At 55.2% G+C, this 13,944-nt stretch carries 11 protein-coding genes and 1 riboswitch; of the genes, 1 reads left to right on the forward strand and 10 read right to left on the reverse strand.

Annotation, left to right across the window (positions count from 1 at the left end; genetic code table 11):
• Positions 1–28: 28 nt before the first annotated feature.
• From gntK to IAE55_RS21640, 3 genes are all read right to left on the reverse strand, one after another.
• Positions 29–1,567, reverse strand: coding sequence for a gluconokinase (gene gntK / locus IAE55_RS21630; RefSeq protein ID WP_105445012.1), 1,539 nt, complete (start codon positions 1,565–1,567; stop codon positions 29–31).
• A 35-nt stretch (positions 1,568–1,602) separates the two neighbouring features.
• Positions 1,603–2,964, reverse strand: a complete 1,362-nt coding sequence (locus IAE55_RS21635) for a GntP family permease (RefSeq protein WP_152398775.1) — start codon at positions 2,962–2,964, stop codon at positions 1,603–1,605.
• A gap of 166 nt (positions 2,965–3,130) precedes the next feature.
• Positions 3,131–3,808 carry a GntR family transcriptional regulator gene (locus IAE55_RS21640; RefSeq protein WP_076173742.1) on the reverse strand — a complete coding sequence of 226 codons (678 nt, stop codon included), beginning with the start codon at positions 3,806–3,808 and terminating at the stop codon, positions 3,131–3,133.
• 416 nt (positions 3,809–4,224) lie between these two features.
• Between IAE55_RS21640 and IAE55_RS21645 the strand changes: the two genes are divergently transcribed.
• Positions 4,225–5,214, forward strand: coding sequence for a hypothetical protein (locus tag IAE55_RS21645; protein ID WP_145163418.1), 990 nt, complete (start codon positions 4,225–4,227; stop codon positions 5,212–5,214).
• 1 nt (position 5,215) lies between these two features.
• Here IAE55_RS21645 and IAE55_RS21650 read toward each other — a convergent pair whose 3' ends face one another.
• The 7 genes from IAE55_RS21650 to IAE55_RS21680 all read right to left on the reverse strand — a co-directional run bounded on the left by IAE55_RS21650 (position 5,216) and on the right by IAE55_RS21680 (position 13,873).
• Entirely contained in the window at positions 5,216–6,016 is an 801-nt protein-coding gene (locus tag IAE55_RS21650; RefSeq protein WP_200633865.1) for an ABC transporter ATP-binding protein, read from the reverse strand.
• Complete coding sequence (locus IAE55_RS21655; RefSeq protein ID WP_200633866.1) at positions 6,003–7,013, reverse strand: ABC transporter ATP-binding protein; 1,011 nt, start codon at positions 7,011–7,013, stop codon at positions 6,003–6,005. The genes IAE55_RS21650 and IAE55_RS21655 overlap by 14 nt, the downstream gene beginning before the upstream one ends.
• Before the next feature lie 4 nt (positions 7,014–7,017).
• Positions 7,018–7,854, reverse strand: a complete 837-nt coding sequence (locus tag IAE55_RS21660) for an ABC transporter permease (protein ID WP_089548533.1) — start codon at positions 7,852–7,854, stop codon at positions 7,018–7,020.
• 1 nt (position 7,855) lies between these two features.
• Positions 7,856–8,866: an ABC transporter permease gene (locus tag IAE55_RS21665; RefSeq protein WP_076173597.1), complete on the reverse strand. Its 1,011-nt coding sequence runs from the start codon at positions 8,864–8,866 to the stop codon at positions 7,856–7,858.
• Positions 8,867–8,977: 111 nt separating this feature from the next.
• Complete coding sequence (locus tag IAE55_RS21670) at positions 8,978–10,843, reverse strand: ABC transporter substrate-binding protein (RefSeq protein WP_200633867.1); 1,866 nt, start codon at positions 10,841–10,843, stop codon at positions 8,978–8,980.
• Between the two features lie 447 nt (positions 10,844–11,290).
• A complete protein-coding gene (locus IAE55_RS21675; RefSeq protein ID WP_145163426.1) occupies positions 11,291–12,247 on the reverse strand; it encodes a DMT family transporter in 957 nt (318 codons plus the stop codon).
• 127 nt (positions 12,248–12,374) lie between these two features.
• A riboswitch (FMN riboswitch) is annotated at positions 12,375–12,536 on the reverse strand.
• 227 nt (positions 12,537–12,763) lie between these two features.
• On the reverse strand, positions 12,764–13,873 hold the full coding sequence (locus IAE55_RS21680; protein WP_200633868.1) for an S-layer homology domain-containing protein: 1,110 nt from the start codon (positions 13,871–13,873) through the stop codon (positions 12,764–12,766).
• Positions 13,874–13,944 lie beyond the last annotated feature (71 nt).

The raw sequence follows: 13,944 nt of genomic DNA on the forward strand, positions 1-13,944 counted from the left end.
TCAAACGCTGTACAGGCATTCTTTTGGATTAGAACAGGCTGCGCTGAAAATCGGCGATCGCCTTATATTCCTCTTCCAGGTTGCGTGAAATTTTAATAAAGATCGGCAGCAGCTGATGGTAAATCTGTGCGTTCTCCTTCACCGGCGTATGCTGATGCGTTGATCCGACCATGCCGGAGACGACGCTCAGCGAATCCGCTTTGCCCATGGCATACAGGCCGAGCACGACGGCGCCCAGGCAGGAGCTTTCGAAGCTCTCCGGCACGACAACTTCCTGATCGAAGATGTCGGCCATCATTTGGCGCCACAGCGGGGAACGGGAAAATCCGCCGGTCGCGTGGATTTTGGCAGGACGCCCGATGCGTTCCTCCATCGCCAGCAGTACGGTATATAAGTTGAAAATGACGCCTTCAAGGACGGCGCGGATCATATGCTCCTTGCGGTGGTGCATCGTCAGGCCGAAGAACGATCCGCGGGCGTCGGGGTTCCAGAGCGGGGCGCGCTCCCCGGTCAAATATGGGTGGAACAACAGCCCGTCGGATCCCGGATTCACCTGTTCCGCAATCCGTGTCAGCAAATCGTACGAATCGATACCAAGACGCTTGGCAGTCTCGATCTCGGATGCGGCAAGCTCGTCGTGTACCCATTGGAACAGCATGCCGCCGTTGTTGACGGGACCGCCGATCACCCACAGCTTCTCCGTCAGGGCGTAGCAGAAAATGCGGCCCTTCGGATCCGTCGCCGGATGATCGACCACGGTGCGGATTGCTCCGCTGGTACCGATGGTGGCGGCAACGACACCAGGCTCGATCGCATTGACGCCCAGATTGGACAGCACGCCGTCGCTCGCGCCTACGATAAACGGCGTGGATGGATCGAGCCCCATCTCGGCGGCAAACGTCTTATCCAGCCCATCCATGCGGTAAGTAGTCGGAACAAGCTCGGACAGCTGGCTTGGCGTAATGCCGGCAACCTGCAGTGCCTCCTCGTCCCAATCCAGCTTGTTCAGGTTCATAAGGCCCGTGCAGGAGGCTATCGAATGGTCGACGACGTACCGGTTGAACAGCTTGGCGAATACGTACTCCTTGATCGAGATAAACTTGGACGTCTTTTCGAAAATGTCCGGATTGTCATGACGCAGCCACATCAATTTGGTCAGCGGGGACATCGGATGGATCGGCGTACCTGTGCGCAGATAAATTTCATGTCCGTTCATGTCGTTCTTCAATACTTCGGACCATTTCGCGCTGCGGTTATCCGCCCACGTAATGCAGTTCATCAGCGGCTTCCCGTCCTGGCCGACCGGAATGACGCTGTGCATGGCCGAGCTGAACGAGACGAACATCACCTGCTCCGGGCGGATTCCGCTTGTATCCATCACCTGCTTGACCGAATGGATCACGGCCGTAAATATCAGATCCGGATCCTGCTCGGCGATGGACGATGTCGGTGTCAGCAGCGGATAGCCTTCACTTCCCTTGGCCACAACCTTTCCGTTTTCTTCGAACAGAACGGCCTTGGTGCTCGTCGTTCCAATATCGATTCCGATCATCATATTACTGCTCATGTTTCAACCTTCTTTCTTCTTCACTAGGCATATCCTTATACTACCAGACTGAGCACCAGGATGATAATCAATGCAACGATCGACAACAGCGTTTCCATGACGGTCCAGGATTTCAGCGTCTGCGGGACGGACATGTTAAAGAATTCCTTGACCATCCAGAAGCCGGCATCGTTAACATGCGACAGGACGAGCGAGCCTGCTCCGGTCGCCAGCACGACGAGCTCGACATTGGCTGCCGGGTTCAAGGCAAGCACCGGTGCGACGATCCCCGCAGTCGTGGTCATGGCCACGGTGGCGGAACCGGTTGCAACACGGATGAGTGCGGCCACGAACCATGCAAACAAAATAATGTTGATGTGAGCCGAAGTTGCGATTTGGGCAATGGCGTCACCTACGCCGCTGTTAATGAGCACCTGCTTGAACGCCCCGCCGCCGCCGATGATCAGAATGATCGTGGCTGTCGGCGCCAGACATTCGCTCGTAAACTTGGATATTTGTTCTTTCGTAAATCCTCTGGCGAAGCCAAGGGAGAAGAAAGAAAACACGACCGAAATCAGAAGCGCAATAATTTCGTTACCGATAAATTCGCAGAACAGCGTAAAACCGCTCGAAGCATCCGGGTCAACGATCGAGGCGATCGAACCGATCAGCATCAGGATGACCGGCATCAGAATCGTCAGCAGCGTAATGCCGAAGCCCGGAAGCTTGCGCGTGCTGCTGCTGGAGAACTGCTCCGCCAGCTCAGCAGGCGGCTCGACCTGGATGCGTCTGCCGATCCATTTGCCAAAGAGCGGTCCGGCCACGATCGCTGTCGGAATGCCTACAATCAGGGAGTACAAAATCGTTTTCCCCAAATTCGCCTGATAGGCATCAATCGCGATCATCGGTGCCGGGTGCGGCGGCACAAGTCCGTGTACGGTGGACAGACCGGCCAGAATCGGAATACCGATTTGCAGCAGTGACATTTTGGTTTTACGGGCGACGGTAAAAATAATCGGGATCAGCAGAATGACGCCGACCTCAAAAAATACCGGGATCCCTACGATAAAGCCGACGATCATCATCGCCCAGTGAACGCGTTTCTCCCCGAACCGGTTCACGAGGGTTGTGGCGATCTGCTCGGCGCCGCCGGATTCGGCCATCATTTTGCCCAGCATCGTGCCGAGACCGATGACGATCGCAATCGTTCCGAGCGTGCCGCCAAGCCCCTTGGTCACGGAATCGATAATATCCATCGATTTCATGCCGGTCAGGAATCCGAGCAGCAGGGCGGACAACAGCAAGGTCACAAACGGATTCCACTTGAATTTGGCAATAAACACAATAAGAAATGCAATGGCGATCAGTGTCCACACAATGAGCGTCCAATTATGGCTCATACCGAATATACTGGACATGGGTTGTCCTCCTTTTGTTCGTACATGATGTTTTTCACATATGATACCCATTATTCCAAGCTTTGATTTTAAATACTTGCATACTTGTCGACAACATGAGGCGGAAGCTGCCCGCAAGCAGCCCCTTTTGGTTCATACAACAGAATGAATGGCCGGACGAAGCGCTTTAAAAATCCGTCAGGCTGCGGTGCAGCGTCTGGCGCGAATCGGCGAAATACTCCTGTACAAGCTTCTGGATTTCGTCCTCGTCGCCGGAGGCCAGACCGTCCATAATTTTTTGATGCTTGCCGATCACGGACCCGAGCTTCGCTTCCCCTTTGGAAAAAATCTCTTCCGTCGTAATCAGCATAACGGTCATCACGATCGGCCGGATGCTGTTCCATAAATGCAAAATGCGCTTATGGTCCGCTGCCGCAATAATCGCCTCGTGAAAGGACAAGTCCTGATACGAAAATTCGACGGCATCCTGATGCTTTACCGCAAGCTCCATCCGGTCAACGATCCGGCGCAGCGTAACCAGCAGCTGATCCCGGTCCATCTTGGCCAGCCGCTGCTGAACGAAGCTCTCGATCAGGAAGCGGACATCGTACAATTCAACAATATCGGTCAGGCTCAGTCCGACGACAACGGCACCCATCCGTTCGAGCCGGATCAGCCCTTCGCTCGAGAGCGATTTCAAGGCTTCTCTGACGGGGGAACGGCTTGTCCCGAAATCGGCGGCCACCCGGTTCTCTGAAATAATTTCACCCGGCTTGATCCGGCCGCTGATAATCTGCAGCCTCAGCTCGGATGCGATCGACTCTCCCAAGGAAACACCCTGCAGCCAGGATGAAGGATAACGCAGCATGAGACAACTCTCCTAAATCAATGTATGTACAATGACGTACGCTACCGATTCTATCATACAACCGACCGCCGCATCCATGGTGAGGGACCTGCTCTCCGGAAGCCTGCCACAGCCGAAGGCCTCAACGCTCAACCGTTTGACCGGCAGCCGTGTGCCGCAATCCGATTTTTTCCTTTTTTCAAAAGAACCATGCAACAACGAAGAACCGGAATGCGTCTTTTACCACGAAGACCTGTGGTTCTTCGAAAAAGAAACGCTTCCAGTTTGATTGTGCTTTGCTCTAACCTGCCTCTGCCTCCAAGTATACTTGTATACAACTTGTAATCGTCTTTATTTTAAAACAATCCGTGCGATCTGTAAACCGCGTGGATGAAACATCCAGCACACGAAGCTTTGTAAGGGAGTGATTGGATTTGAAAAAAATCGCCGGCATCCTGCTGCTGTCCATCTGTATCGCCACGGGCTGCGAAAGCCACAAGCCTTCGGCGGATAACACACCACCAGCTGACCGAATGCCTGCCGGAACGGTCAATTCCACGGACGGAATCAACGAAAAACCTCCCGCCACGGCAGCTGATCCCCCTGCTTCCACCCCTGATGCCGGGAGCCCGCAGCCTTCCAGCAGCCACGACGGCGAAGCCGAAACAGACACTCCAGGGCGGCTGCAGTCTTCCCAGCTGATGTTCGGCTATTTGGACGCCGCCGCCAGCCGGATTCTTGCAGTCGACCCGGAAGGCAAGCAGCAAACACCACGGGAGCAGTTTACACAAGCGGTCATCGCACCGGGCGAGCTGGCCGACATCCGCTTCACGAAGCATCAGGCCCGGTCGGATCAGGATAACGGAAGGCAGAGCCGGTACAATTTCGACCATGATGAAGGCGATTTGTTCCGCCTCTCTTCCCCGGTAACTCCAGCGGATCCGGACGCAGGCGTCGTTCTCGCACAAAAAAACGCTTTTGCCGGGCATGAATTTCTGCAGGTGGAGCATGTGGAGGGAAGCCTGCCCAAGGAGGCAATGGCCCGGATCAAGCAAGCCAAAGGCCGGAACATCCACAGCCAGGGGCTTATCGGACAAATCGCCCCTGACGTGCAGCTGGGTATCGTCCAGTACGACAAGGATGGCGGCAAGCCGCTGGCCAGCCTTGTAATGATCACCCCGGATACGCTGCTGTTTCGCGATTTTGAAGGAACGGATGACCCGAGCTCCACCTGGCGCGTCGACGACGGCGGGCAGATGGACCCGCAGCTGTTCCACGTTTTATTTGTCACCCGTTCCGGGCCTGGCTATACGCTTGGGTATGAATGGTGGGGCTCGGAAGGATCGAACCTGGCGGTGCTGCAGCAGGACGGCGGCGCATTTCGCGTCGTGCAGGAAGGCGGCCGCTACACGGCGCCGATGTAACCTAGCCCAAATCCCAGGCCGTATGGATTTTCGGCACGTCGCTGATGAGCTGCCTCGTATAGGCGTGCTGCGGGTTCAGGATAATGTCCTCGGCCGGTCCCCTCTCGACGATTTGGCCCTTCTCCATGATGTAGATCGTGTCGCTCACGTAATAGGCGAGCCCGACGTCGTGCGTGATGAAAATAATCGTCATCTCGTTCTCATCCCTCAGCTTCAGCAGCATGTCGAGAATGGTGGACCGGGAGCAGGCGTCGACCATTGAGGTGGGCTCATCCGCGATCAGTACCTTCGGGTGAAGCATAAAAATCCGGGCGATCATGAGCCGCTGCATCTGCCCGCCGGACAGCTCGAACGGATACTTGTTGTACAGCTCCTCGAACTTCAGGTTGACGAAAGAGCAGGCCTCTTTCATTTTATTGAACTGCTCATCCTTGGTAAGCTTCAGCCCCTGCAGCCGGATGCAGCTGAGCAGCAGCTTCTCTACCCGCTGGAACAGGTTAAAGGACGAGAAAGGGTCCTGAAAAATCGCCTGAATGTCTTTCCAGTACTTTTTCCGGTCAGCATGGCGGCGCAGCACTCTCGGTTGTCCTTTGTAATCGATGCTGCCCCCCGACTCCTTTAAGAGACCCATGATGATTTTGGCAAGGGTGGTTTTGCCGCTGCCGCTCTCGCCGACGATGGAAATGATTTCGCCTTTATGAAAATCGAAGTCCACATTATCGACCGCGGTCGTTTTAGCCGCCCCATACCCGAATACTTTCGTAATGCCTCTGCCGCGGATCAACAGGTCACGACTGCTCATTCGCATACCACTCCTTCAGCGTTCCTGTGTCAAAATGGCACCGGTACTGGCGGCCGTCCACTTCCTGAACCGCCACATTGCTTTGCCTGCAAATGTCCTGGGCGTAAGAGCACCGCTCGGCAAACCGGCAGCCGGCGGGCACATGCTTCAAATTCGGCGGCGTGCCCGGAATGGCAGCCAGCTTGTGCCCCTTCATCCCCTCCTCCGGAACGATGATGGAACCCATCAGCTTCTTCGTATACGGATGAAGCGGATCAAAGATCATCTGATCGGCCGTGCCGCGCTCCACGATTTCTCCCGCGTACATGACCATAATGTCGTCGGTGACGTGGTACAAGAGCGGCAGCTCATGCGTGATGAATACCAGCGAGCGGATGAACTGCTTGTCGAGCAGGTCCTTCATCAGCTTGATGACGGCCTTCTGCGACGTCACGTCCAGCGCGGATGTCGGTTCGTCGGCGATCAGCACCTTCGGATTCAGAATGGTGGAAATCGCAATGACCGTCCGCTGCTTCATTCCTCCGGAGAGCTCATTCGGATACGAGCGCAGCACCTTTGGCGACAGGTTCAGCGTTTCAAACCGCTCGACGGCCATGTCCCACACCTGCTTCTTGGTGAGCTCTGGCCGGTGCTCCTTCATGATATCCTCAATAAAGCGGATGATCCGCAGCGTCGGATTGAGGGCATTCATGGCCGCCTGGGGAATATACGCGATTTCCCGCCCGGAAATTTGCGTGCGCAGCTGCTCCTTGCTCAGCTTCATAATGTCGCGGCCGTGGATTTGGATCGAACCGCTGCCGTAATGGAGCGGCGGAAAATAAAATCCCATCAGGCTCAGCGCCAGCGTCGACTTGCCGCAGCCGGATTCGCCGGCGATGCCGAGCGTCTTCCCTTCTTCCAGCACGAAATCGACACCGTCGACGGCAAACACTTTTTCCTTAAGCCGGGTTTTATAATAGGTTTTCAGTCCGCTAACTTCCAAAATGTTTGTGGTCATCGGCCTAGCTCCTTATTTTCGGATTAAAAATTTCGTCCATGCCCGTGTTCATCATATACAGCGAGAACGTGATCAGCGCGATTGACAGTGCCGCGGGGATAAACGCCCACCATGCCCCCGCCACCGGCGCCTCGAAGACGAGCGCCCAGTTCATGATAATGCCGAGGGAGATCGTGTTGTACGGCCCGAGCCCCAGCATCGAAATGGAGGCCTCCGACAGAATGCCGGACGCGGTCTGAAGCACAAACGCCATGACGACGTAGGACGCGATGTAGGGCAAAATTTCAAAAACGATGATCCGGGGCGTGCTGTGTCCGGATATTTTGGCGATATGGACATGGTCCCGGTTGCGGAGCGAGCTGGTCTGCGCTCTGACGGCCCGGGCCGTCCACGGCCAGCTGGTGATGCCGATAATGATCGCCGTCACGAGTGAGCTGCGCGAGTTGATGCTGACCGAGATGAGGATCAGGATAATAAACGACGGAATGACGATAAAAATGTTCGTGATCGACGTCAGCAAGTTATCCACGATACCGCCGATGTAGCCGGAAGCAAGGCCGATAATGAGTCCGATGGCCGTGGCGAACACGCCTGCGATGAGACCGACCCGGATCGAGGTCTGGATGCCGTACATCAGCTCAAGGAACAGATCCCGCCCGAAATTGTCCGAACCGAGCCACAGCTGCGAACTCGGCGGCTGAAACGCCAGGGCGATCATCTCCAGCGGATCCTTTTTGTTGATCATCGGGAAGATGAGCACCAGCGCCAGCATAACGATGAATATTCCCGCCCCCAGCATAAATTTGGGGGATTTGATGAGAATGTTGAAGGAGTTTTTCATATTACTGGTCCTCCATTTGCGAGGCTTTGATCCGCGGATCGATAAAACCGTAAATGATATCAATCGTAAAGTTAGCCAGCAGAACAGAGAGTGCGATCAGCAGCGTACAGCCGGAAATGAGCGGATAATCGAGCTGGCGGATGGCCGTAAACAGCCAGGTGCCGATGCCCGGATAGCTGAACACGATTTCGCAGATGAGCGAACCGCCCACCATCGTGCCAATGGACAAGGCCAGTCCGGTAATTTGGGGAAGCATGGCGTTCCGGAACACGTATCTGGAAATGCGCGAATCGCGGATCCCGAGCAGCTTGCTGTACAGCACATAGTCGGCATTCAGCTCGTAAATGGACATCTCCCGCATCCCGATCGCCTGGCCGCCGATGGTGACAAGCACGATCGAGAGGAACGGCAGCGTATGGTGGCGGATGACCGAGCCGATAAATTCGAAGCTGAGCTGCGGAATCATTTGAAAATCATACCCTCCGGACAGCGGGAACCACCCCAGCGTCAGGGCGAATACGTACAGCATGATGATGGCCAGCGTAAAAAAGGGGATCGAGTTCACGAACAGGGCTACCGGAAAAATCACCTTGTCGAACACGCCTTTTTTATATGCAGCCACGGCTCCGAGCACGTTGCCCAGAATCCAGCCTACCAGAATCGCAGGCAGCTGCAGGCCGATCGTCCACGGCACCGCTGAAGCGAGGATGTCCGTCACCTTTTTCGGATACAGGCCGAACGAGGTGCCGAGATTGCCGGTAAACAGGTTTTGGACATAGATCAGAAACTGCTGCCAGAGCGGCTTGTCAACACCAAACTCCTGAATGAACGTCTCATAGACCCGTTTGATCGTATCGCTGTCCGTCATCCCTTTGGTCATCTGTGAGACGATCATGGCGACGGGGTTCCCCTCGATCATGCGCGGAAGGAAAAAATTCAGGGAAACGGCAATGACAAGCGTCACCAGGTACCAGAACAACTTTTTTACGAAATATTTGGCATAGGCATTCAAGAAGGTCCCTCCCTTGATCTTTGGATCGGCGGTGGATGCGTCTTGGAAAAGAGGGCCCGCATGGCGCTCCGGCAGTGCCGGGAGCCTCCCATGCAGGCCGCTTCCTTGGGCTTAGTTGTGGATCTGGTACAGCGCCCGGATGCCCGCCCCGTCCATGGCGATTTGCGGAGGAATGTTGCTTCCGTCTCCGTCGACGGGGAAGCCTTTCCATACCGATTCATTGACCGTATGGAACACCCACGGACGGTACATGAGCGGAATGGACGGAATGTCGGTCAGCCAGATTTTTGTCAAATCCGTGTACAAGGTTTTGAGTTCGGCCTGATCGGTGACGCTCGGAATTTTGTCGATAATTTGGTCGGCTTTATCGTTTTTATAACGGCCCCAGTTCCAGAACGCCATTTCGCCGAGCGGAGCCACTTCCTTGGAATACATGATGTCATGCGCTCTGCTCCACGGCTGGCTCGGATTGACGCCGCCCGCAGGCGTGTTCATGATGATGTCGAACTTACCGGTTTGCAGGTCGTTCGTCCATACCGGCGCTTCCGGGAACTTCGTACGGATTTCGATGCCGATCGCTTTGGCGCTCTGGGCCACGATCTCCAGCGCCGCATTCCAGTCGGACCAGCCGTACGGGCATTCCACTTCAAATGGCCCGAGGCGGGTGCCGTTCAGCACGCGGATGCCGTCCTTGCCTTTTTTGGCGCCGATGCTGTCGAGCAGCTCGTTGGCCGCCTTGACGTCGGTCGTCCACTGCAGCGATTTGATCGCTGCCTGATCGACGTATTTGGACTCTGCGTCCGTGTTCAACGTCAAGGACGGCTGCATCGCGGCCGAGTAGCCGCTCATCGCGAGGTCGGAAATTTTCTTGTAGTCGATGCTCATCGCGATCGCGCGGCGGACGTCCGGGTTATCCAGCCCTTTTTTCGAGAAATTAAAGAAGATCGACGGCATGGAGCCCGGTACATAATAAGGTGCGTCTTTCAGATAGGTCTTGATCGGAGCGCCGTTCTTCCACATGTTCCATACCTGCGGGATGAACTGCTGGGAGACGTCCACCTGTCCGCTCTTGAAGGCCAAATCGCCGGCGGCGTTATCCTTGTAGATGACGTGCGTAATATATTTCGGAGCAGGCAGCTTGCCGAAGAGCGACTTGCCCCAGTAATTGTCGTCGCGCACAATCGTGATTTTCTGGTCGTTGTAGAAGTAGATTTTGTAAGGGCCGGTGGCTACCGGATTGGCGTTGACTTCCTTGCGAATCGTCGCCAGATCGTTGTTCGACTTCTTCTCGATTTCTTCCCAGATATGCTTGGGCATCATCGGAATCAGCTCGATGCTGTCGAGCACCGTCAGACGGTTCGGATTGTCTTTGTTCAGCGTGATCTTGACCGCATTCGGACCGTCCGCTGCGACATCCGCGATGTACGCCCAATAGTTGCTCCAGTTGATGTCGTATTTTTTACCGAGCTGGTAGGTGTACACGACGTCATCGGACGTAAACGGCTGGCCGTCGCTCCATTTGGCGTCCTTATTCAGCTCGATATGCAATGTCATGTCGTCAGTCCACTCGTATTTGGTGCCGAGCAGCGGCTCCAGCTTGCCGTCCAGCTGATTGATCATAAACAGCGTCTCGTAGACCAGCTCCCTCGAGTTACCATAGTTGATCGGGAAGGCCGGATTGCCGCTCAGCAGGTTGAAGTTGGATGGCGGCCCCCATTGAATTCCGTTAATGTAGAGGGTTTCATTTCTCGGCGTTTCTTTGGCGTCTCCGCTCGTTGCCGGCTGGTTCGCCGCGGGCTCGGTCGTCGCGGGCTCCGTTGCTTTTTCTCCCTGATCGGCCGGCTTGTTTTCCCCTTGCGCCGGCGGCGTTGTCGTTCCCGTTGCGGAAGGCGGCTGCACGGTCTGGCAGCCCGCGATCATCACGGTCGCCGCCACGAAAAGGGCCATGAGCGGCTTGGAAGCTATTTTCAGCTTCATGTAAACTCCCCCATTTCCTCCAATTCACATCTACATAAATTGAACTAAAGACAGGGACAGCACTTCGCCTTTAGCTCATTTTATATACATGCAAGCGTGATGCAGATTTCACGTCTTCAGATCGAAAGGTTCGTGCCCCATAGATCCGAAGAAGCCAAACCTCTTCATTCCGAGGAAACCGCATACCCCTTCACGAAAAAGTACGGAGCGGGCTGACGGACTCATGCGGCTAAAACGCGTTCTGCAAGCGCTTTCCGTAAAATGTATGAGGGATCGCTTGGAAATGATGACTGATTTATTTTTTAAATGTGCTGAAAAAAAGTTACTGAAATCCTTCGCACGATTGCCCTTCCCTTCCAAACAAAAAACGGCCCCTGCCACCAGCAGGAACCGCTTTTCAAACCTATATAAAATTGCGTCTTCAAATCCTAAACTGACCTGTAAGCTTTAAGCCGCGCTCCTGCGGGAAATCGCGAACAGCGCCGCCCAGATCAGGATAAATCCGAATGCCTGCGTCAGCGTCACAGCCTGATGAAATACGATCCAGTTGATCAGCACGCTCACCATCGGGAAGCTCAGTTCCGCCAGCGTGGCGACCGATGCTTTCGTCGTCGTCAGCCCTTTATAGTACACCATCAAGCTGAACAGCCCCGGAAGAAGCGCCTGCCCCAGCATGTTGATCGACACCGCAGCCAGCGTTCCCCCATCGGTATGCACCTGCCAAGGATCTCCCTGATTGATGGTAATCCCGATCAGCAAAGGCAGCGCCAGGATGAAACGCAGCGAAGTCACCGTCTCATACTCCATTTTTCCGACCATCAGACGACCCATGACTGTGGAACCGCCCCACAGTGCCGCGGCACCCAGCGAGAACAAGCTGCCGACCTTGACGAAATCATTTACATGCCCAAACGGAAACGTGAAGCCGAAGGTCAGCAAATACGTTCCGGCCAGCGCCACGATGAACAGCCAGGTGAAATGCTTCGGAAGCTTCTCACGCAGCAGCAGTTTGGCCATAAGAATGGCGAAGATCGGCTGCAGCTTCTGCAGCAGAACGACCGCGTTCAAGTTCCCGGAAGACAGACCCTGCGTAAACAGTATGGTTGCAATCGCCGAGCCGCCCCACGACAGGAAGAGCAGCGCGCCGATATGGCGCAGTTTCAGGCCTTTCAACTCGCTCCGATGTTTCCACAGCATTGGTGCGACGAACAGCACCAGCAAAATATGCTCGATGAGCACGATCTGCGTTGCCGTCATATGTTCTTTGAGCAAAATGATTCGGAACAGCGGATCCGCTCCCCACAATGCTGCACCCAGCACGACCAGCCAAAAGCCGGATTTGCTGCGTTCGGCCTTCCCGCTTGCCGCGGGCCGGACCTTGATGTTGCTGCTTACATTTTCCATACTCCAGTTCCCCTATCCCTGAATACGGAGTCAACATTGGAAAACCCCCGAGATCGACATCAATCGACACATCGGGGGTTGATCAAATAAGCTTGCGGAAATGTCAAAATTTCGCACACGCCTATTCTTTGATCTTCTCCCATCCGGACTTTACCGTCGGCCCTGGATTTCCACCAGGTCAGTCGCCGCCTTACTGCTAAGGCTGCGAGTCGCGGGCTTGACGCCGTCTTCACCACAAGAAGAGACGCTCACCGCCGGTCAGGAATTTCACCTTACCCCGAAGATCCATATTCATTTATTTTTATTTTTTCATGCAACTTACATTGTTTTCATCATTATAGCATAAATGTATCCAAAAGTGTTTCAGTTTTTTAATAGCTTTTTATTTCCATGGATTAATAATTTGGATATGGGGCTGGAAAAGGACATTTTTCGGTATATCAGCAGCCATTTAAAATGACAGACATTTGGCATTGATGAGCCTGCAGCAAGCACTGAACGGACTTGCAGCAGCACTTATCGCTGCTCAAGCACCGACAGGATCACGGCCACCGCTTCAGCCCGCGTTGCGTGCGCGTTCGGGGCGAACAGGCTGCCTGCTCTTCCGTGCATGATTCCTTTCTCCACCGCTGATGCGATATACGGCTTGGCCCAGGCCGGAATTTGACTGCGGTCGGCAAAACTCAAACTTCCCGCACCTCCCGGTGTTCCGGTACCGAGCGCCCTGACGGTCATCGCCGCCATTTCGGCCCGGGTAATGAGCCGGCCTGGCCCAAACGTTCCGTCGGCATAACCGTTCATGATGCCGTGCGACACCGCATCCTGGACAGAAGACAGTGCCCAGGCCGGAATTTTCTTCGCATCGGAAAAAGCCAGCGCCTGCGAGCCGGCCGTCTGACCCATGGAGACCGCACGCATCATCATGCTGGCGAACTCCGCCCGGGTCACTTCCTTGCCCGGCTGAAACGTGGCGTCGGGATATCCGCTGACCCATCCCTGCTGGACCGCGTTCAGAATTGGCTGCTCCGCCCAATGGCCGCTGATATCCCGGAAAGTGCCCGGCGTTCCTTCCGCTTTGCCCGGCCGGACCGTGATTTCCGGCTTGACGGACATCTCGGATGAGCGGAGAGCGGAATCCACCAATTTGGCGCTCTCCACGACCACTCGGGACGTAGCCGCCTGCAGCGCCGTAAACTCAATGGCGGCGAGCTGGAGCTTGCCGCTGTCTCCGGCTGTTTTTCCTACTTTGGTGTGGGCCAGACGGATTTCGTTGTTTTTGACAATCGGTTCGACCGAAAAGCCGGATGTCCCCGAGGAAGCGGTGCGGAAAGCCAGCTTCGCCGGGTCAAAGCTGAGCGTCAGCTCATACGCATACAAGTCCTTTAGCTGCTCGCCGGTCACCGTGACCGTCACCTTGGAGCCATTGGTGGTTACCCCCAGTGACAAGGAAGGTGCTTCCGCCGCGGCGGTGTTTGCCGCAATAGTTGAGGAGGCCGCCGCAACCGGAGAGCTGCCAGCCGTTCGTACTTCTGAAACCGCAGCGTTTGCGGGGTTTCCTGATCCGATGAGTCCGACACAAATGGCTACGGCCCATGCGGCATAGCGGGTAGATTGTTTTCGTGGCATACGTCCAGCCCTCTTTCCATGAATTGAAAATCGCAGGAGCAGCCTGCACCGCTCCTGCGATTGTATCCTTT

This window comes from Paenibacillus sp. S28 (genome assembly GCF_016624415.1).
Taxonomy (GTDB): domain Bacteria; phylum Bacillota; class Bacilli; order Paenibacillales; family Paenibacillaceae; genus Paenibacillus_AQ; species Paenibacillus_AQ favisporus.